Origin of the sequence: Nocardioides sp. NPDC006273 (assembly GCF_040613495.1) — a bacterium.
GTDB lineage: Bacteria > Actinomycetota > Actinomycetes > Propionibacteriales > Nocardioidaceae > Nocardioides.
In genome coordinates, this window is sequence record NZ_JBEXSD010000011.1 from 61,798 (window position 1) to 81,257 (window position 19,460).

21 protein-coding genes are annotated in these 19,460 nt (G+C 69.2%); 10 read left to right on the top strand and 11 right to left on the bottom strand.

The features are described from left to right. Positions 1 to 19 precede the first annotated feature (19 nt). Positions 20 to 811 carry an ion transporter gene (locus tag ABZZ22_RS07240; RefSeq protein ID WP_354928543.1) on the top strand — a complete coding sequence of 264 codons (792 nt, stop codon included), beginning with the start codon at positions 20 to 22 and terminating at the stop codon, positions 809 to 811. Between the two features lie 78 nt (positions 812 to 889). Then, a complete protein-coding gene (locus tag ABZZ22_RS07245) occupies positions 890 to 2,626 on the top strand; it encodes a protein kinase (protein ID WP_354928546.1) in 1,737 nt (578 codons plus the stop codon). Positions 2,627 to 2,633: 7 nt separating this feature from the next. Here ABZZ22_RS07245 and ABZZ22_RS07250 read toward each other — a convergent pair whose 3' ends face one another. After that, positions 2,634 to 4,010 (bottom strand): PLP-dependent aminotransferase family protein, encoded by a 1,377-nt coding sequence (locus ABZZ22_RS07250; RefSeq protein ID WP_354928549.1) that lies wholly within the window; start codon positions 4,008 to 4,010, stop codon positions 2,634 to 2,636. A 67-nt stretch (positions 4,011 to 4,077) separates the two neighbouring features. On the opposite strand from ABZZ22_RS07250, the gene ABZZ22_RS07255 reads away from it, so the two are divergent. Further along, complete coding sequence (locus ABZZ22_RS07255; protein ID WP_354928552.1) at positions 4,078 to 5,061, top strand: DMT family transporter; 984 nt, start codon at positions 4,078 to 4,080, stop codon at positions 5,059 to 5,061. Here ABZZ22_RS07255 and leuA read toward each other — a convergent pair. Then, positions 5,042 to 6,802 carry a 2-isopropylmalate synthase gene (gene leuA / locus ABZZ22_RS07260; protein ID WP_354928555.1) on the bottom strand — a complete coding sequence of 587 codons (1,761 nt, stop codon included), beginning with the start codon at positions 6,800 to 6,802 and terminating at the stop codon, positions 5,042 to 5,044. The genes ABZZ22_RS07255 and leuA overlap by 20 nt on opposite strands. Positions 6,803 to 7,031: 229 nt before the next feature. Between leuA and ABZZ22_RS07265 the strand changes: the two genes are divergently transcribed. The 4 genes from ABZZ22_RS07265 to ABZZ22_RS07280 are packed head-to-tail and all read left to right on the top strand — an operon-like array spanning position 7,032 to position 9,644. Continuing rightward, entirely contained in the window at positions 7,032 to 7,427 is a 396-nt protein-coding gene (locus tag ABZZ22_RS07265) for a pyridoxamine 5'-phosphate oxidase family protein (protein ID WP_354928558.1), read from the top strand. Beyond that, positions 7,427 to 7,915 (top strand): flavodoxin family protein, encoded by a 489-nt coding sequence (locus tag ABZZ22_RS07270; protein WP_354928561.1) that lies wholly within the window; start codon positions 7,427 to 7,429, stop codon positions 7,913 to 7,915. The genes ABZZ22_RS07265 and ABZZ22_RS07270 overlap by 1 nt, the downstream gene beginning before the upstream one ends. 47 nt (positions 7,916 to 7,962) lie before the next feature. Continuing rightward, positions 7,963 to 8,796 (top strand): septum formation family protein, encoded by an 834-nt coding sequence (locus ABZZ22_RS07275; RefSeq protein ID WP_354928563.1) that lies wholly within the window; start codon positions 7,963 to 7,965, stop codon positions 8,794 to 8,796. Between the two features lie 2 nt (positions 8,797 to 8,798). Continuing rightward, entirely contained in the window at positions 8,799 to 9,644 is an 846-nt protein-coding gene (locus tag ABZZ22_RS07280; RefSeq protein ID WP_354928567.1) for a septum formation family protein, read from the top strand. A gap of 205 nt (positions 9,645 to 9,849) precedes the next feature. Here ABZZ22_RS07280 and era read toward each other — a convergent pair whose 3' ends face one another. The 3 genes from era to ABZZ22_RS07295 are packed head-to-tail and all read right to left on the bottom strand — an operon-like array spanning position 9,850 to position 12,424. Next, complete coding sequence (gene era, locus ABZZ22_RS07285) at positions 9,850 to 10,797, bottom strand: GTPase Era (protein WP_354928569.1); 948 nt, start codon at positions 10,795 to 10,797, stop codon at positions 9,850 to 9,852. Continuing rightward, positions 10,794 to 11,573 carry a siderophore-interacting protein gene (locus ABZZ22_RS07290; RefSeq protein ID WP_354928572.1) on the bottom strand — a complete coding sequence of 260 codons (780 nt, stop codon included), beginning with the start codon at positions 11,571 to 11,573 and terminating at the stop codon, positions 10,794 to 10,796. The genes era and ABZZ22_RS07290 overlap by 4 nt, the downstream gene beginning before the upstream one ends. A gap of 50 nt (positions 11,574 to 11,623) precedes the next feature. Next, positions 11,624 to 12,424: a helix-turn-helix transcriptional regulator gene (locus tag ABZZ22_RS07295; protein WP_354928575.1), complete on the bottom strand. Its 801-nt coding sequence runs from the start codon at positions 12,422 to 12,424 to the stop codon at positions 11,624 to 11,626. A gap of 86 nt (positions 12,425 to 12,510) precedes the next feature. Here ABZZ22_RS07295 and ABZZ22_RS07300 point away from each other — a divergent pair, with 86 nt between their 5' ends. Further along, the gene (locus ABZZ22_RS07300; RefSeq protein ID WP_354928578.1) at positions 12,511 to 12,918 is read left to right on the top strand and encodes an isomerase; all 408 of its coding nucleotides are present in this window, start codon (positions 12,511 to 12,513) and stop codon (positions 12,916 to 12,918) included. A gap of 1 nt (position 12,919) precedes the next feature. Next, entirely contained in the window at positions 12,920 to 13,546 is a 627-nt protein-coding gene (locus ABZZ22_RS07305) for a hypothetical protein (protein WP_354928581.1), read from the top strand. On the opposite strand, the gene ABZZ22_RS07310 is transcribed toward ABZZ22_RS07305, so the two are convergent. From ABZZ22_RS07310 to ABZZ22_RS07325, 4 genes are all read right to left on the bottom strand, one after another. Beyond that, a complete protein-coding gene (locus ABZZ22_RS07310) occupies positions 13,547 to 13,885 on the bottom strand; it encodes a VOC family protein (RefSeq protein ID WP_354928583.1) in 339 nt (112 codons plus the stop codon). Then, entirely contained in the window at positions 13,885 to 14,418 is a 534-nt protein-coding gene (locus ABZZ22_RS07315; RefSeq protein WP_354928586.1) for a pyridoxamine 5'-phosphate oxidase family protein, read from the bottom strand. Before ABZZ22_RS07315 ends, ABZZ22_RS07310 begins: the two co-directional genes overlap by 1 nt. 167 nt (positions 14,419 to 14,585) lie before the next feature. After that, on the bottom strand, positions 14,586 to 15,890 hold the full coding sequence (locus ABZZ22_RS07320; protein ID WP_354928589.1) for a class I SAM-dependent methyltransferase: 1,305 nt from the start codon (positions 15,888 to 15,890) through the stop codon (positions 14,586 to 14,588). Further along, positions 15,887 to 17,278: an FAD-binding oxidoreductase gene (locus tag ABZZ22_RS07325; RefSeq protein WP_354928592.1), complete on the bottom strand. Its 1,392-nt coding sequence runs from the start codon at positions 17,276 to 17,278 to the stop codon at positions 15,887 to 15,889. The genes ABZZ22_RS07320 and ABZZ22_RS07325 overlap by 4 nt, the downstream gene beginning before the upstream one ends. Before the next feature lie 148 nt (positions 17,279 to 17,426). On the opposite strand from ABZZ22_RS07325, the gene ABZZ22_RS07330 reads away from it, so the two are divergent. Next, positions 17,427 to 17,699 carry a hypothetical protein gene (locus ABZZ22_RS07330; protein ID WP_354928594.1) on the top strand — a complete coding sequence of 91 codons (273 nt, stop codon included), beginning with the start codon at positions 17,427 to 17,429 and terminating at the stop codon, positions 17,697 to 17,699. Positions 17,700 to 17,710: 11 nt separating this feature from the next. Here ABZZ22_RS07330 and ABZZ22_RS07335 read toward each other — a convergent pair whose 3' ends face one another. Next, entirely contained in the window at positions 17,711 to 18,046 is a 336-nt protein-coding gene (locus ABZZ22_RS07335) for a cytidine deaminase (protein WP_354928597.1), read from the bottom strand. Beyond that, positions 18,039 to 19,460: a hemolysin family protein gene (locus ABZZ22_RS07340; protein ID WP_354928599.1), complete on the bottom strand. Its 1,422-nt coding sequence runs from the start codon at positions 19,458 to 19,460 to the stop codon at positions 18,039 to 18,041. The genes ABZZ22_RS07335 and ABZZ22_RS07340 overlap by 8 nt, the downstream gene beginning before the upstream one ends.

Below are 19,460 nucleotides of genomic sequence, written 5' to 3' on the forward strand. Positions count from 1 at the left end.
GTCTCCTAAAGTGCCCGGCATGAGCACAACCGACACCCGTAGGCCCGGTCGCCCGTCCGCACCGCCGGTGACGATCGTCGACTGGCTGATGCTGGTGCTGGCGATCGTCTCGGTCGCGGCGGTGGTGTGGGTGTCGTTCTGGGAGGTGTCGCAGGTCTGGTACGACCGGGTCGTCTTCGCCGACTACATCGTCTGCGGAATCTTCGCCGCCGAGTTCGTCTGGCGCTGGACCCGCTCGGGACTCGGCTGGAAGTTCCCGCTGCTCTATTGGTATGAGCTGCTCGGCATGATCCCGCTCGGAGTCGCCGCCAGCCCGGCCTTCCGTAGCCTGCGACTGCTCCGGATCTTCCTCATCGTGTTCCGACTGATGCGTGCAGCCGACCGTGCCTTCGGGGACCGGGTCTCGGCGTACGTCGTGGGGAGGTTCTCCGGGGCGATCGTCAACGCGATCCGCAAGCCGATCACAGTCGCGGTGCTCGACGAGGTGATCGCGGTGATCCAGACCGGCAACTACACCCGGCACATCTCCAGCGCGATCGAGGAGAACCGGGCTGAGATCGACACTCTCATCATCGACCTGATCCGTCAGGACCAGGCAGCCGGGAAGCTGAGGTATCTCCCCTTCCACGACGACGTCGTCCGGCTCGTGGCCGACACCGTGCTGCGTCTGGTCGACGAGGGCCTGGCCGACCCGCGGGTCCATGAGATCATCTCCGACGCCATCCGCGAGTCGGCCAAGGAGCTGCGGGAGAACATCGGCTCCGCCGAGCACGCCGCGGTCAGGCGCGATCAGGAGCGGTTCGGCAAGTAGGTCTCGATTTCTTTTCGAAACCGGCCGAAGTAGGTGTCATCGCAGTCCGCCGGGTCCGGTTCAGGGCATGATTCGGGCATGAGCGCGACCTTCCCGACCAATCTCGGGCGGCTGCAGCAGATCCGCCACATCGGCGCCGGCGCGTTCGCCTCCGTATGGCTCTACTACGACCCCGAGCTCGACTCCCACGTCGCGGTCAAGGCGCTCTCCCCCGGCTGGGTGTCGAACCCGGAGATCCACAAGCGCTTCCTCCAGGAGGCGCGGCTGCTCCGCTCGGTCGACTCGCCTCACGTCGTGCGTGTCTATGACATCGGCCAGACGAGCACCGGCATCCCCTTCTTCGTGATGTCGTACGCCGACGGCGGCTCGGTCGCCGACCTGCTCAAACGCTCGCCGGCCGGCCTGGACGTGCACGAGGTCGCCGACATCGTCGCGCAGGCCGCCGACGGGCTGATGGCGCTGAAGGCCCGCGGCGTGATCCACCGCGACATCAAGCCCGCCAACCTGCTGCTCGCCTCCGAGACCTCCAGCGGCACCGCGGGCGCTCGCCGGACGATGATCGCCGACCTCGGGGTGGCCCGCTCGCTCGACTCGCTCAACGAGGTCACCCGCGACATCGGCACCCCGTCCTACATGGCCCCCGAGCAGCTCGACCCGGAGCTGCCGATCGACCACCGCGCCGACGTGCGGGCTCTCGGCGCGGTCGCCTGGGCCCTGCTCGTCGGCCGCTCCCCCGCCCCCGCCCTCGGCCTCACCTCGCGGGTGCCCGAGGCCGGTTCCGTACGCCCCCTCCCGGCCTCGATCAGCCAGGCGATCGCCCGGGCGCTGGAGCCCCGTGCCGAAGACCGCTGGCCCGACGCACGCTCGTTCGCCGAGGCGCTCCGCGGCGCGGTCAAGGGCACCCGGGTCACCTCTGCCCCGCAGGCTCATCCCGCACCTCCGCCGCCGTCCTCGACCTCGCCGTGGCAGAGGGCGGCGGCCCCCGCTCCGCCCGTCGGCCCGCCCAGCGGGCCGCCACCGGTCGGGCCGCCCAGCGGTGCTCCGACCGGGTCGCCCTTCGAGCAGCCCACGATGGTGCCGCCCGGCATCGGCACGCCGCACCGAGCGAAGCGGAAGCGCATCAGACTCGTGGGCGGCGTAGCCGCCGCGGTGGTGGTCATCGGGCTCGTCGCCGGGCTGGCCTACGTCGTCGCCAACAGGGGCGGTGGCGGTCCCGAGGTCGGCGAGTGCCGCAACCTCGACTATGCCGCGGCCAACGAGTTCGTCGACGAGACGGAGCCGGTGGACTGCACCGAGCCCCACACCCTCTACACCTTCCACGTCGCCACCGACGTGAAGGCCTACAACGACAACGAGGCCGCCGGGGCCGCCTGCTTCACCCGCTTGGAGACCGGTCTCGGGCTGCACCCCGAGGCGCTCGCGCGCACCGCCTACATCGTGAGCTGGTACTGGCCCTCGGAGGCCACCTGGAACGACGGCGACCGCTACGTCAGGTGCGACGTCGGGGTCACGGTCCAGAAGGCTCCGCTGATCGAGCTGCCCGAGGATCCGGTCCCCAACCCGTTCCCGGCCGACCTGCGGGCCTGCATCGACAGCACCATCGACAAGGTCGTCCGGTGCGGGACCACTCACGACTACATCGTCGTCGACACCTTCGAGATGACAGGCGACGCCTACCCCGACCAGAGCGAGACCAACATCCAGGGGCTCGGCGGCTGCCCGTCCGAGGCGACGATGTTCAAGCCACCGTTCAGGACGGCCTGGATCGCCGGCAGCCGCCTGGGCCTGTGCGCGAAGTACGACGTCGACTCCTAGGTGACCTCTAACGGATCAGCGGCGCCAACCTCCTGACCGCCTCGCGGAGGCGGTCAGGGGTCGTCGCGGCGTACCCGATCACCAGGCCGGGCGGGCCGTCGTCCTGACGGTGCCGGGCCAGCGGATGGACGGCGATGCCGGCCTCGAGCGCCGCCGCGGCGACGGCGGTGTCGTCGATCCCGTCGGGAAGCGTCGCCAGCACGTGCAGCCCGGCCGCGACGCCATGGACCCGAGCGGCGGGGAGATGCTCGGCGAGCGCCTCGAGCAGAGCGTCCCGCCTCGCCCGGTGCCGGAGCCGGACCAGCCGCAGGTGACGCTCGAACGCACCCGAGGTCAGCATCCGCGCCAAGGTGACCTGGGGCAGTGCCGGGGTGGCGAGGTCGAGCCAGTAGCGCGCCTCGACGAGCTCCTCCTGCATGTCGGGCGGGGCGACCAGCCAGCCGATCCGCATCGCCGGCGCCAGGGTCTTGGACACGCTGCCGAGATGGACGACCCGGTCGGGCGCGAGCACCTTCACCGCTGAGACCGGCGGCCTGTCGTAGCGGTGCTCGGCGTCGTAGTCGTCCTCGATCACCAGCCGGTGCGGCACCGCCCTGGCCCACTCGACCAGCTCCCGTCGACGCTGCGGGGAGAGCACGACGCCGGTCGGGAACTGGTGGGCGGGTGTGGCCACGACGGCGTCGACCCCGCGGGCGTCGAGCGCCGCCACGTCCAGGCCGTCGGCGTCCACCGGCACCGGGACCGTGGTCATCCCCCACCGCTGCAGGTGCACCCGTACGCCGTAGGAGCCCGGCTCCTCGAAGCCGATCGTGGTCCTGCCGCGCTCCTCCAGCCAGCGGGCCAGGAGCACGAGGCCCTGGGCGACGCCGTTGACCACCAAGATCTCGTCGGGCGAGACCGTGATCCCGCGGGTGCGTCCCAGCCAGACCGCGAGCGCCTCTCGTAGCGCCGGCACACCCCGCGGGTCGCCGTAGCCGAGGTCGGCGCTGCCGATCTCGGCGAGCACCTCACGCGAAGCCCTGGCCCAGGCGGCCCGCGGGAACGCCGAGAGATCCGGCACTCCCGGGGAGAGGTCCAGGTCGGGAGTCGGCAGCCGGGTGGCAGCACCGGGGCGGCGTACGGCTTCGGGGGCCGCGCTCACCCGCGTGCCGCCACCGCTGCGGGCCGAGAGCAGCCCCTCGTCGGTGAGCCGCTGGTACGCCTCCACGACCACACCGCGGGAGACGCCGAGCTGGGTGGCGAGAGTGCGCGACGCCGGCAGACGGGCGCCGACCGGGAGGCGGCCGTCGGTAACCGCCTCCCGCAGGGAGCCGGTGAGCCAGGTCGCGAGACCGCCGGGCGGCACCCCGGCCGGGTCGAGCTGGAGGAAATCCGCGCCGGTCACTTGGTCCACTCTGGCATGCCTGATTTGGATCTGTCAGTCAGACCAAGATCCGGCGAACCTCGAAGGCATGAGCACCGAAGTCCTTCCCCGCCCCGCCACCGACGGTCCCGGCGAGCCCTCCCGCCGTGGCGGCACGTATCTCGGCATCGTGTTCGCCGCGGCGGGGATGGTCTGCGTCGGCAGCAGCGTCGCGGTCTCGACCGCGATCACCGACGCCCCGCTCTTCACCCTGCAGACAGTCCGGTACGCCCTCGCCGCGCTGCTCCTGCTCGGGGTCGCGCGCCTCACCGGCTGGCGGGTGCCGAGGCCGCGTGGGCGCGAGTGGCTGTGGCTGGCCGGCGTCGCGACCGCCGGTCTCGTGCTCTTCAACGTCGGCGTCGTCCGCGGCGTCGCCCATGCGGAGCCGGCGGTGATCGGCGTGGCCGTCGCCGCGGTCCCGATGCTGCTCGCGGTCGTCCCGGCCATCGCGACCCGCACCCTGCCGGCTCGCCCCGTGATCATCGGAGCCCTGATAGTGACGGCGGGAGCCGTCCTGGTCGAGGGCTTCGGGAGGACCGACGCGGCCGGGGTCGGCTACGCCCTCCTGGTGCTGGTCTGCGAGGCGGGCTTCACGCTCCTGGCGATGCCCGTCCTCCCCCGCCTCGGTGCCTTCGGCGTCTCGTTCCACTCGGTGTGGATGGCGACCGCCGGCATGGCCGTCGTGGGCGTCGCGACCGAGGGCCCGACCGCCGTGACCACGCTCGGCACCGTCGACCTGCTGGCCGCGCTCTATCTGGCCGTGGTCGTCACCACGATCGCGTTCCTGCTCTGGTTCACCGCGGTGCGGCGCCTCGGCTCCGGGCGCGCCGGCCTGCTGACCGGGGTCGTCCCGGTGTCCGCCGCAGCCCTAGGCATACCTCTCCACGGAGCCATGCCGAGCCCGATGGTGTGGCTAGGCACCGCGGTAGTAGGCGCAGGCCTATCAATCGGCCTTAGGCGGTGTGCTGCCAAGAGTGCGCCAGAGCGCACTCCTGGCAGCACACCGGGAACTCTCAGCCGCGCGGGATCGTGACCGCCTGGGCGCGGTTGGCTGCGCAGACCACTGCCCTCAGGCTTGCCGTGACGATGTTCTCGTGGATGCCGATGCCCCACACGATCTCACCGGCGATCTCGCACTCGACGTACGCAGCCGCGGCCGCGTCGCCGCCGGCCGAGAGAGCGTGCTCGGCGTAGTCGAGGACCCGGATCTCGGCGCCGGCCTCCTTGAGCGCGTCCACGAAGGCGGCCACCGGGCCGTTGCCGACACCCTTGTAGGTGCGCGCCTCGCCGCGGACCCGCAGGTCGACGATCTGCTCGTCGCCACCCTCTGCGTCGGTCACCGAGGACCAGCTCTCCAGGGCGTACGGCTCCTCGCGCTCCAGGTACTCCTTGGCGAAGATCGACCAGATCTCGGCCGGCGCGACCTCGCCGCCCTCGGAGTCGGTGTGCTGCTGGACGACTCGGCTGAACTCGATCTGCGCGCGACGCGGCAGGTCCAGCGAGTGCTCGGTCTTGAGCAGGTAGGCCACGCCGCCCTTGCCGGACTGGCTGTTGACCCGGATGACGGCCTCGTAGGTGCGGCCGACGTCCTTGGGGTCGATGGGCAGGTAGGGCGCCTCCCACGGGATCTCGCTGGTCGGCTTGCCGGCCGCGGCGGCGATCCGGTCGAGGTCCTCCAGGCCCTTCTTGATGGCGTCCTGGTGGGAGCCGGAGAAGGCGGTGTAGACCAGGTCGCCGGCGTAGGGGTGGCGCGGGTGGACGTTGATGTTGGTGACGTACTCGACGGTGCGGCGGATCTCGTCGATGCCCCCACCCACGGTGAAGTCGATCTGCGGGTCGATCCCCTGGGAGAAGAGGTTCATGCCCAGGGTGACCAGGTCGACGTTGCCGGTGCGCTCGCCGTGACCGAACAGGCAGCCCTCGACCCGGTCGGCGCCGGCCATCAGGCCGAGCTCGGTGGCCGCGATCGCGGTGCCGCGGTCGTTGTGGGGGTGCAGGCTGATCGCGGAGTGCTCGCGGCGGGTCAGGCCGCGGCCGAAGTATTCGATCTGGTCGGCGTAGGTGTTCGGCGTGGACATCTCCACGGTGGCGGGCAGGTTGAGGATGATCTCCCGGCCGGCCTCCGGCTGCCACACGTCCGAGACCCGCTCGCAGACCTCGAGCGCGTAGTCGGTGTCGGTCTGGGTGAAGATCTCGGGGCTGTACTGATAGCCGAAGTCCTCGGTGCCGATCAGCTCGGGGACGTGCTCCTCGGCGTACTTCATCACCATCTCGGTGCCGCGCACCGCGATCCCGATGCACTCGGCCGGGGTCACGTTGAAGACGACCCGGCGGAACAGCTCGGCGGTGGCGTTGTAGAGGTGGATCGTGGCGCGCGGGGCTCCGGCGATCGACTCGGCGGTGCGCGAGATGAGGTCCTCGCGCGCCTGGGTCAGGACCGAGATCTGTACGTCGTCGGGGATCCGATCGTCCTCGATCAGCTTGCGCACGAAGTCGAAGTCGGTCTGGCTCGCGCTCGGGAACCCGACCTCGATCTCCTTGTAGCCCATCGCGACCAGCAGCTCGAACATCCGCAGCTTGCGCGCCGGCGTCATCGGGTCGATCAGGGCCTGGTTGCCGTCACGCAGGTCGGTGGAGAGCCACCGCGGAGCCTTGGTGATCTTCTTGGCTGGCCAGGTGCGGTCGGGGACGTCGACGGGCACGAACGCGCGATAGCGCTGGTGCGGCATCCCCGACGGCTTCTGCTGATTGCTGGAGTTGCTCAGGTTGGTCATGCGGAATCCTCATCAGATGGGAGCGAGTGCCGGCGCACGTCGAACCTCCGCAGCGAGGGAGTCCCGGCCCAGAATCAAACTCTGTAGACCCCGCTGCGGCAGCTAAGGAGGAGGCTGCGCATCATGATGTCGGTAACAATAACAGAACAGAACTGGCAGACTGGCCGGGCAGACGATTGATCCTCAACACTGAGACACACAGAAGTGATGACGAAGGGTAGGAACGGGCGTGGCCCAACTGGAAGAGCTCACTGTCGAGGAGTCCTGGCGGCTCGCGGCGGACACCCAGATCTCCCGGATCGGCTGGAACGGGCCGCGCGGCCCGGTGGTGCTGCCGGTCAACCATGTCGTGCACGAGAGAGCCGTCTGGATCCGCACCTCGGCCCATTCCTCGATGGCGGAGCAGATCGACGAGAGCGCCGTCGCGCTGCTGGTCGACGACCTCGACCCCGACACCCACGTGGGCTGGTCGGTGCAGTTCAAGGGTCACGCGGAGATCCTCTACCACGAGGACCAGATCCCGGAGACCGTCAAGCACCTCCAAGCCTGGCCGGCCGGCCAGCGTCCGTTGTGGGTGCGACTGCGCCCCAAGGAGGTCACCGGCCGCCGCTTGGTCGCCGGCTGATGCCGCGCCTGCTCGTCGTCCACCACTCCCCCACTCGCTCGTTGCGGCGACTGACCGATGCGGTGGTCTCCGGCGCCGAGGACCCGGAGATCCAAGGCGTCGAGGTCGTCGTACGCCCCGCGCTGGAGGCGACGGCCGACGATGTCCTGGCCGCCGACGGCTACGTGCTCGGCACGAGCGCCAACTTCGGCTACATGTCCGGCGCCCTGAAGCACTTCTTCGACTCGACGTTCCTCGCGGTCGGTGGCGCGCTCGACCCGTCCGGCGGCGCAGGCGATTCTGCTGGCGCCACCACCAAACGCCCCTACGGCCTCTACGTCCACGGCCGCTACGACACCACGGGCGCGATCCGCTCGGTGCAGTCCATCGTCGGCGCGCTGGGATGGACCCAGGCCTACGACATCCTCGACGTCATGGGAGACGTCGAGGACGCGCATGTCGAGGCGGCGTACGAGCTGGGTGCGACGCTGGCCGCTCTCCTCGACTGATCTGTCCTTTCGGCCCGCTCATGGCTTCGCAAGTAGAGTCGATCTCCGTGATCGGCCATACCCCCAGACGTACGACGTCTCTGTCCCTCCTGATCGTGGTGCTCGCTGCCCTCGCGCTCAGCGGGTGCGGCGGCGACCGGGCGGCTGCCGAGGGCGAGGACCCGAAGCAGGTCGACTCGACGGCGGTGCCCGAGGTCGGCAAGTGCCGCAACCTCACTCACGAGGATGTCGCCGCGGCCTACAACTTCGACGAGTACGTGCCCTGCGACGAGCCGCACAACGCCGAGACGTTCGGGGCCGGACCGCTCCCGGACGAGTTCAAGGACGCCGCGTACGGCGACGAGAAGGTCAACGAGTGGGCCTTCAGCCAGTGCCGCAAGCTGCTGGAGAGGTACGTCGGCTCCGACCAGAGCCTGCTGATGCGCTCGATGCTCTCCCACGTCTACTTCGGCCCGTCGAAGAAGGCCTGGGACGAGGGGGCCCGCTGGATCCGCTGCGACGTGGTCGGCGGCGGGCAGCAGGGCGCCGAGTACGTCGACCTGCCGACCACCACTCGCAACCTCCTCAAGGTCAAGAACATCGAGGACATCGAGGACCGCTGGATGGTGTGTGCCGAGGGCAAGAGCGTCGCGTCCGCCAAGGTGCCCTGCTCCGAGCCGCACCAGATGCGGGCGGTGACGACCATCAAGCTGGGCGAGGCGAAGACCCCGTTCCCTGGTGTCGCGGAGTCCAAGAAGAAGGCCGCGCAGTACTGCAAGGGCTCGGTCAAGGCCTCGTTGGGTTACCCGGAAAGCTTCGACTACGGGTACACATGGTTTGGAGAGAAGGAGTGGAAAGCCGGCAACCGCTGGGCGATCTGCTGGGCAGTGACCGAGGAGTGAGCATGCGACACAACGAGCTGAGGCGGAGCCCGAAGCGGCCAGTTCTGTGGGGAGCTCTCGTCGTCGCCGGAGCGATGGCTCTTGCCGGTTGTGGTGGAGGTGAGCCGGAGGCGGCTCCCTCTCCCTCGTCGACTCCCCCCTCCGCCTCCGCCTCGCCGGCGCCAGCGCCCAAGGAGGGCGCCTGCTACAACCTCAGCTACGAGGAGGCGCTCGCCCCCACCGCCGGCGGCACCGCCGTGACCTGCAAGGGCAAGCACACCACCCAGACCTACGCCGTGGGCCGGCTGAGGAACGTCGTCGACGGCCACCTCGTCGCGGTCGACTCGGAGCAGGTCGCGGCCCAGGTCGCGGCCGCGTGCCCCAACAAGGTCACCAAGTATCTCGGCGGCAACGCCGACGACCTGCGGCTCTCGATGCTTCGCCCGGTCTGGTTCACCCCGACGATCAAGGAGTCCGAGGCCGGCGCCAACTGGTTCCGTTGCGACGTCATCGGCATCGCGGGCCCCGAGGCGCTGATGACGCTCAAGGGCAACATGAAGGGCGTCCTGGGCAGCTCGCGGACCGCCGAGCCGTTCCGGATGTGCGGCACGGCCTCGCCGAAGTCCGACGCCTTCAAGCGCGTGCCGTGCTCCCTCAAGCACTCCTGGCGGGCGCTGTCGGTCATCGACCTCGGCTCCGGGAAGTACCCCGGCGAGGCGAGGGTCAACAAGGCCGGCGCCGAGGACTGCAAGACCGCTGCCGCCGAGGTCGCCGACGACCCGCTCAAGTACGAGTGGTCCTGGGAGTTCCCCAGCGCCAAGCAGTGGCAGGGCGGGCAGTCGTACGGGATCTGCTGGGCCCCGGCCTGAGGACCCGGGGCGAAGCCCCGGGCCGAAGGCCGGTACGGCGCCGACTCGGCGCAAGTGCATCGGAGGAGCGAAGCGGGGGAGGTGCCTTTGCGCCGCGTCGGCGCAAGCCCGACGCAAGGCGCGATGACGTCTGAGACGGATGCGGAAGCGGCGTGGTTGTGATCAACGAGCCGAGTCTGCGCATCTTGACCGGCTCGGCATAGGTTCAGAACCCGAGCTTGCGCAGCTGGCGAGGATCCCGCTGCCAGTCCTTGGCGATCTTGACGTGCAGGTCGAGGTAGACCGGCATGCCGAGCAGCTCCTTGATCTGCAGGCGCGCACGCTGCCCGACGTCCTTGAGCCGTGAGCCCTTGTGGCCGATCACGATGCCCTTCTGGGAGTCGCGCTCGATGTAGAGGAAGGCGTGGATGTCCATCAGCGGCTTGTCCTCCGGGCGGTCCTCACGCAGGCGCATCTCCTCGACGACGACGGCGATGGAGTGCGGAAGCTCATCGCGTACGCCTTCGAGGGCTGCCTCGCGGATCAGCTCGGCGATGATCATCTCCTCCGGAGAGTCGGTGAGCTCGCCGTCGGGGTAGAGCGGCGGGCCCTCGGGGAGGAGCTTGATCAGCAGGTCGGCGAGGAGCTCGACCTGGTCGCCGTTGACGCTCGAGACCGGGACGATCTCGGCCCACTCGATGCCGAGATCGGCGCCGAGGGTCTGGATCGACATCAGGTGCTCGCCGATCTGCTCGGGCGTGGCGAGGTCGGTCTTGGTCGCGACCGCGACCCGCTTGATGCCCTTCTTGAGCTTGTTCGCGTTCTCGGCGATCCGGCGGTCCCCGGGACCGATCTTCTCGTTGCACGGGAAGCAGATCGCGACCACGTCGACCTCGGTCCAGGTCGCTTCGACCAGGTCGTTGAGCCGCTCGCCGAGCAGCGTACGAGGCCGGTGGATGCCGGGGGTGTCGACCAGGATCAGCTGGCCGTCCGACCGGTGGACGATGCCTTTGACCACGGTGCGGGTCGTCTGTGGCTTGTCGGAGGTGATCGCCACCTTGGTGCCGACCATCGCGTTGGTCAGGGTCGACTTGCCCGCGTTGGGACGGCCGACGAACGACACGAAGCCGCTCCGGAATTCTTGTGCTGGCGGCGCCGGGCTTGGCTCGGTCACTGTTGCTCCTGTTGCTCGTCGTATCGCTGCCAGATCTGCTCGTCGGTGAGCCCCTGGGCCTTGCCCTCACGCCACACCGGTCCTGGGTCGACCGCGCGTGGCTGCCGCATCAAGCCGCCACCGCGCCAGTAGCCCATCACGTCGTAAGCATGGGAATCGAGCTTCCGCTCGCGCATCAGATGCTTGCGGATCGCTCGCATCTGGCTCGACTCACCGGCCATCCAGAAGTAGCCCTCGCCCTCGGGCCACTCGATCTTCTCCACGGCCGCCGCCAGGTCGGAGGAGGTCTCCGACGGCGGTTTCGACCAGGTGACCTCGACGTGACCGGGGAGGTAGCCGGGCAGGTCATCGGCGGTCTCCGCCCAGATCCGCGTCGGCAGCGTGGTGGTCTCGGCGATGCGCGCCATCGCCGGCATCGCGGTCAGGTCACCGACCAAGAGCAGCCACTGCGCCCCGTCGGGCGCGGCGTAGGAGCCCTTGGGCTCGGTCAGCGTGACGGTCTGCCCCACCGGGTCGGTGCGGGTGGCCCACTCGGTCACCAGCCCGACGTCGTGGACGACGACGTCGACGGTGAGCTCGCCACCCTCCCACGACCGCACGGTGTAGTAGCGCATCTGGAACTGCCCCGGCACGATCAGCCCGACCCATTCGTCGGGGATGCCGGTGGAGGTGAACCCGGCCAGCCCGGGACCCCCGAGCACCAGACGTACGAGGTGGGGCGTGATCTGCTCACGCCGCAGCACCTCCGCGGCGTACTGCTGGGCCTTGACACTCATCGCCTCAAGGTTATCCGCGCACACGCGGCCCGCCCGCATCAGCGGCGCACTCAGTCGTGGCTGATGGCGAGCAGAGCCTCCCGGGTCGCGTCGTCTGCCGGGAACATCGCCTCCACCGCGATCTCGTCGACCGTCACGTCCTGAGGCGCGCCGATCACGGAGAGGACGTAGAGGAAGGACAGATCGCCGAGGCTCGTACGCAGCAGCAACGGCAACACCGGCAACGTGTGGTCCGTCGCCGCGACGACCTGCGCCTCCTCTTCGGAGCCGGCCGGAACCGGGTAGCCCTCCAGCTCAGCGAGAAGGTCTGTCAGCCCCGCGGCGGCGGTCCGGTCGAGCTGACGACGGACGCGGCGTACGACGTGGGCTCGCCACTGGGCGTAGTTGCGGATCTGTGAAGCGAGACCGTCGGGGTGCAACGTCGCTCTCAGCATGTTGAGCCGTGGCTGCCGCAACGCGGCGGGCAGCGGCGCCAAGAAGCGCTCCATGGACCGGTTGGTCGCGACCACGTCCCAGCGGACGTCGACAGCACAGGCCGGATAGGGCTCATGTCCGGTGAGGACTGCCTGGACGACGGACCTGGCGACACCGAGGTCGTCGAGCGGTCGCTCCTGGTAGACGGGCGCGAACCCCGCGGCGAGATAGAGCCGGTTGCGCTCGCGCAGCGGCACCTCGAGCTCTTCGCAGAGTCGCTCGATCATCGTCCGGCTCGGGCCCGAACGGCCCGTCTCGATGAAGCTGAGATGGCGAGCCGACACATCGGCCGCGATCGCCACCTCGAGCTGCGAGCGTCGGCGTCGTTCGCGCCAGTCGCGAAGCAGGTCTCCGACGCTCAGCTGGGCCGTTGTCATGCCCCCAGGCTGCCGGGCGGAGCGCGGCGCGGCAACTACCCGAGAGGTAATCGACAGGGCTCGTCCGGAGGCGGATCGTCGTAGCCATGACCACTGAAACCACACCCCGCTCACCTGCCGCCACCGCCGAGGCGTACGTCTCGTTCTGGAACCTCTCCGCCGAGGAGCAGCGCACCCTCGGTGCCACCCTGTTCACCGCCGACGTCGCTCGCTCCACCCCGATCGGCGAGTCCGCCGGCCTCGAGGCGCTGATCGACTTCACCCGCCAGTTCACCGAGGGCGTCGGTGCCTACACGTTCGTGGCCCGCGCCGAGCCTGATGCACACCACAAGCACGTCCGGGTGCGCTGGGAGATCCGCAAGGAGGAGGGTTCGTTCGCCGAGGGAACCGACGTCCTCGGTCTGGACCGCTCCGGGCGGATCGCCACGATCACCGCGTTCATCGATCGCGCCCCCGCCGGCTTCGATCCCGACGCCCACCACGAGGAGGCCTGACATGTTCCTGATCGAGATCGCCGCTCCCGCCGGTGCACTCACCGACGGCGACCGCGCGACCCTGACGAAAGCGGTGACGTCGCTCCTCAACGAGGGCGTGAGCGCGCCGGAGGAGACGATGGCTCGAGGCCGGGCGATCACCCACATCGCCTTCCGGGAGCTCGTCGGCTGGACCACCGGTGACGGGGCGTGGGCACCGCCCGCCTCACCGCCGCTGGTCATCACTGCCACCGTTCCCGAGGCGTGGCGCGAGGAGATGTCTCGCCCCTTGTCCGGCGCCATCCGCGCCGGCGTACGCAAGGTCGACCGCGACCACGGCTGGACCCGGCCGGGTGGGCACCTCTGGATCAACCTGGTGGGGATCACAGACGGCAGCATCGGGCTCAACGGCAAACCGACGACGGCAGACGAGCTGACCAGCTGGATGACGGAAGAGTTCCGCGCGAGACACAGCGCAGGCGAGGTCGTTCTCCCCGAGGGCGTCGTCATCGACCCGATGTGCGGCATGCGGGTCACGCTCGAGCGCGGAGCCATCACGTTGGAGCACGCCGGGGAGACCATGGGCTTCTGCGCGGCGGCCTGCCGGCGTGCCTACGCCAAGGAGCACGGTCTCCCGATCCCGACCTGATCAGGCGGGGGCACCTCCCAGCCCGATCTGGTTTCCATCGGGGTCACGGAAGTGGACCTTGCGGACCCCGTTGTCGTATGTCTCCTGCGACTCCGGCCGCAAGCCGCGGCCGGCGATCGCGGCGAGGCGGTCGTCCAGGTCGTCGACGAAGAGGGTGACGAAACCGCTCCCGGCGAGAGCGGGCCTCACCTCGATGTAGACGTACCCGTGCTCGACCACCTCGAAGACGGCCTCGATGTCGTTGGGGTAGAAGGCCGGCGGGCCGCCGAGCAACGCCTCGTACCAACGGGCCGCTCGCGCCAGGTCCGCGACCGGGAGCCCGGCGAACAGGTCGGTCATCAGAACCTCCAGCGGGTCGCACCGTAGGGCTCGACGGTCGCGACCGCGTGCGCGGAGGTCGCCTCGATACGGAAGACGTGCCAAGGCGCCGGGCCGGCGCTCTGCGCGTTGAACGGCGCGGTGACGGCCTCGCCCGACTCGTCGACCTCGGCCGGCCAGCCCTCGTCGTCGTGGTAGTGCTTGGCCACGCGCTCGAGCTCGTCGCCGAGGACCCGCGTCACGCGGCCCTCCACAACCAGGTCGAACTCACGGACCGAGAGCGACAGCGCGCAGCGGGGATCGCGGGCGAGGTTGCGGCCACGCCGCGTCCCCGGGCCGGTGACCAGGTAGAAGCTGCCGTCGAGCCAGACCGCGCCAAGGGCGTTCACGTGCGGACCGCCGTCGGCGTTGATCGTGCTCACCCAGGTCGTGCAGCGCCCGGGCTCGCCCTCCTGTGACCCCGGCCCCTGGTTGAACCCGCGGTCCAGGCGAGCCGTCACCTTCGCCCAGGACATCGGCGGGGCGTCGTGCTCGGCAAGGTTGTAGGTCTCCATGACTGTCTCCTTCGGCTGGGATCAGAACCCTTCACCTATGCCACGAACAGGACTCCGCCACTTCGACATCCCAGCCGAATCTGCAGCTGTGGGCGACGAAACTCTACTTTTCGTCGCCCACAACTGCATTCTCGATCTACAGAACTACATTCTCGGCGGGATGGGCCTCAGAAGGTGTGCCGCAGGGGGTAGTCCGAGTGCCCGTCGACGGTCTTGGTCGCGAGCACGTGGTGGAGCTGGATGTTGTTGCGCTCGAAGCCGATCCGGGAACCGGCCATGTAGATGCCCCAGACCTTCGCGGTGCCGAGGCCGACCTCGTTGACGCAGGCGTCCCAGTGGGTGCGGAGGTTGTCGTTCCACGCCGCCAGCGTCTTGGCGTAGTGGACCCGGATGTTCTCGTGGTGCTGCACCTCGAGGCCGGTGTTCTCGATCGCGGAGACGATCGTGCCGGAGCCGATCAGCTCGCCGTCGGGGAAGACGTAGCGGTCGATGAACGCCCCCGCGTTCGCCCGCGAGATGTTGTCGGGACGGGTGATGCAGTGGTTGAGCAGGCGGCCGCCGTCGCGCAGCTTGCTCGAGATCTTGCCGAAGTACGCCGGGTAGTTGGCCACGCCGATGTGCTCGGTGAGCCCGATGGAGCTGACCGCGTCGAAGTCCCCCTCGACCACATCGCGGTAGTCGGAGTAGCGCACCTCGGCGACGTCGTCGAGGCCGTCGGCCTTGATCGCCCGCTGGGCCCAGTTGGCCTGCTCCCGCGACAAGGTCACGCCGAGCGCCTTCACGCCGTAGTGCTGGGCAGCGTGGCGCACCATCCCGCCCCAGCCGCAACCGATGTCGAGCAGCCGCATCCCGGGCTCCAGCCCGAGCTTGCGGCAGATCAGGTCGTACTTGGCCGCCTGCGCCTCCTCGAGGGTGGACTGCTCGGTCGGGTAGAGCGCACAGGTGTAGGTCATCGACGGGCCGAGGACGTACTCGTAGAAGGTGTTGGAGACGTCGTAGTGGTGGTGGATCGCGTCGGCGTCGCGCTCGGGAGAGTGTCGCGTCCACGGCAGCGCGCTGAGCGCGCGGCCGGAGATGTTGCGTACGTTCTCGGCCCGCTGCCGCCACGCGGGCAGGTGCTCCTGCGGCGGTGGCTTGGGCGGGACGAAGTTCGTCGCCCCGAGGGCTCGGACCAGCTCGACCGTCTCGCGCGGGCTGGGCCGCTTGAAGTCGGTCTTGTCCAGGATCAGGTCCAGGAGCGGGTAGGGGTCGCCCGGATGGATCCCACGGAGCTCCATGTCGCCGCTGACATAGGCGCGGGCCAGGCCGAGATCGCCCGGCGCGGTCAGCAGGAACGCGAGCCCGCGCGGGTTCAGGATCTCCATCCCGAAGGGAGAGTCCCGGTCGCCGGCGACACTGCCGTCGTACGCGGTGAGCTTGATCGGCAGCCCACCGTCGAAGAGCTCGTTGATGGTCTCTGCAATGTGATTCACAGTCTCTTCACCGCCTTGCTGTACAGATCGGTCAACCGATTGCCTGGGTCATACCTCGCCTTCACAGCAGCGAGGTTGTCCCCGTCATAGAGAGCGTCGAAGACATCCTTGTCGTAGAACGCCTCGGAGTAGAGCGATTTATGTCCTCCGAGCTCGTGGACCTGCTCTTCGATCGCGCGGTTCTTCGGAGCATTCACCGCGCTGGGGCCGACGTGGACCGTGCCCCAGAACCCGACGTTGACGTACGTCCGGCCCGCCTCGAGCGGGTAGGTCGGCCACTTCGTCCCTTCGGTGGTCGAACCTGTCGAGACCCCTTGGGAGACCAGCGGGCAGAGCCAGACCGGCCGCATCCCGATCTCGGCATCGAACCACTCCAGAAAGGCCGGGAGGTTCTCGACCGGGACCTCGATGTCCTGGATCACCCGCTCCCGCAGCAGCCTCCCGGCGCGCGCGTCGAGCTTGTCGGCGATGCCGAGTTTCCGGTCCAGGCCGACCAGCTTCATGTAGACGTCGGAGCGCCGCAGCCGGCGCGGCCAGAGGCGGCGTACGTACTTGTTCTGGGCGCCGAAGGCACCCGAGCACCAGAACCAGTCGGTGTCCCAGCGCCACAGGTAGTCGTAGGTCGTCAGCAGATCAGTCTCACGCTCCTGGATCGAGCGGTAGTAGATCTGCTGGCCGCCGTAGTCGCTCGGGGTCTGCGCCAACTTCTCGGTCCAGGTCGCCAGGGTGAGGTAGTACTCCCCCGGCTCGAACGCGACCCCGTCGAGCCCGTCGACCTGGACGCCTTCGTACGTCCTGGTCTCGGTGATCTGCGCGATCGTCTTGGTGAGCAGGCCGAGATCGTCGAAGCGTACGTGGCGCAGCGCGACGTATCCCGGCACCTTCTCCAGCTTGATCTTGAGCCTGGTGGCGTAGCCGAGCGACCCATAGGAGTTGGGGAAGGTGTCGAACAGATCCTCCCCAGGCTTCGTGGTGACGATCTCACCGGCGCCGGTGAGGATGTCCATCTCGAGGACCGACTCGTGCGGAAGACCGTTGCGGAACGAGGTGGCCTCGATGCCCATGCCGGTCACCGCCCCACCGAGCGTGATCGTGCGCAGCTGCGGGACCACGTAGGGGATCATCCCGTGCGCCAAGGTGGCGTCGACGAGGTCCTCGTAGGTGCACATGCCCTGGACGTCGGCGGTGCCCGCGGCGGCATCGACCTCGATCACGCCGCCGAGCCCGGAGACGTCGAGGCCCGGCGCACTGGTCGCGGCCCGGGCTCTGAAGAGGTTGGTGGTGCGCTTGGCGAGCCTGACGGGAGCGCCGTCAGGGATCTTCGCGTAAGAGTCGGTCAGCCGTTCGACGGCTTCGTTGTGTCGTACCCAGCCAGTCTCACCCGTCACTCGACCCACTTTACGCTCACGATGGATCTTCGGTTTCGATTTTTTGGTTAGTTCGCTTACAGTCGCAAGCACCGACTGCACCCGTCGAGCTCCCCCATCTCGTGCACCCTGGAGGGTCCCCATGTCCAGTGCTGCCCATCGTGACGCTGTGGCAACGCTCGCCGAGAAGGCAACCCCCTACTTCACCGAGAACCAGGTCAAGTGGCGCAACAAGTCCGTCTCCCAGGCGCGGCTCGCACTGGCGATCGACCAGATCGTCGTGCACATGCGCGAGAAGGGCGTCGACATGGCCACGATGAACGGCCTCACCGCCTACCGTGACGAGGACGGCATCCACGTCACGATCGAGCTCGGCACCCTCCCGCTCGTCCCCGAGACGGGCACGGCGGGCGGCACCGGCGGCCACCGAGCCGCTCGCTGATCGAGCAGACGCTAGCGGAGGTCGCCGCGGGGATCGCCGACGAGGACCGGGACATCCTCGCCCGCGAACTCCTTGACGACCGCGAGGTCGTTCGCGGAGGCCTCCGCCGCCTCGCCGAGCACGACGACGGCCTCGAGACCCTTCGAACCGGAGGCCACCGCCATCGCCACGCACACACCGATCGCGGAGACCTGGAGCGAGGGAAGATCCACGGTGGCCGCGGCGTAGGTGCGGCCGTCCAGATCGCGTACGGCTGCCCCTTCGGATGCACCGGTGCGGGCCCGCGTCGCGCGGGCCAGGGTCACCAGCTTGCGGTCTTCGGCCGACAGCTCACTCTGCTCAGGCATGGGCCTCTTTCGTCCTGTCCGTCTTCGCTCGGTCGCTCTTCGTCCGGTCGGCCCGCTCGCTCTTCGTCCGTTCGGCCTTCGCCGCCCGGTCGTTCTTCACCCGATCCGACCTGTCGCTGTGCTGGTCCTCGTCGTCGGCCTCGGTCTCGGCCGGGACGATGGCACTGATGCGTACGGTACCGATCTTGTTCCTTCGGCCCGCAGCCTCCTCGGCCACGAAGCAGAGCCCGTGGGCCTCGACCTCGGTCCCGGGGATCGGCACGAGGCCGAGATGCTTGGCCATGAGACCGCGTACGGAGTCGACGTCGTCCTCCTCGACCGCGACGCCGATGAGCTCCTCGAGGTCGCTGACCAGGAAGCGGGACGGCACCCGCCAGGAACCGTCGCCGAGGTGGAGGGGCTCGCGGTCCTCGACGTCGTACTCGTCGGTGATCTCGCCGACGATCTCCTCGAGGATGTCCTCGATGGTGATCAGGCCGGCGGTTCCGCCGTACTCGTCGACGACGACCGCGATGTGCTGGCGGTGCTGCTGCATCTCGGCGAGCAGCTCGTCGACCGGTTTGGAATCGGGGACCCAGGTCGGCTGCCGCATCAGCGACTCGACCCGCTGGGTGGTCTCGACCTCGGGCGCCTCGAAGTCGCGCGCGACGACGTCCTTGAGGTAGACCATCCCGACGATGTCGTCGAGGCTGTCGTCGATCACGGGCATCCGGGAGTAGCCGGATCGCAGGAACAGCGACAGCGCCTGGCGCAGCGTCTTGCGGCGCTCCAGGAAGACGATGTCGCCGCGGGGCACCATCACCTCCCGCGCACGGGTGTCGCCGAGCTCGAAGACCGAGTGGATCATCCGGCGCTCGTCGGCCTCGATCAGGTCGCTGGCCTCGGCGATGTCGACCAGCTCGCGCAGCTCGGTCTCCGTCGAGAACGGACCCTTGCGGAAGCCCTTGCCGGGGGTGAGCGCGTTACCGAGCATGATCAGCAGGCTCGGGAACGGGCCGAGGATCGCGGTGATCGCCCCGATCGGTCCGGCGACCGCGAGGGCGATGCGCTCGTGGTGCTGGCGCCCGAGCGTTCGAGGACCGACGCCGATGACGACGAAGGAGACCACGGTCATCGTGCCGGTCGCAGTGAGCACCGTCGGCCACCAGCGCCCCTGATAGAGGTCGTAGGCCCACAGCGCGACCAGCACCGTCGCACCGATCTCGCACAGCATCCGGAGCAGCAGCACCGTGTTGACGTAGCGGGCGGGGTCGCCGACCACCGCCACCAGGCGCTTGGCACCGGCGCGGCCCTCGGAGACCAGCTCCGCGGCCCGGGCACGGGAGAAGGCGCTCAGCGCCGCGTCGGCGGCCGAGAAGATGCCGGCGATCAGGACCAGAACTGCGGCTGCGATCAGCAGCCTCGCATCGTCCAT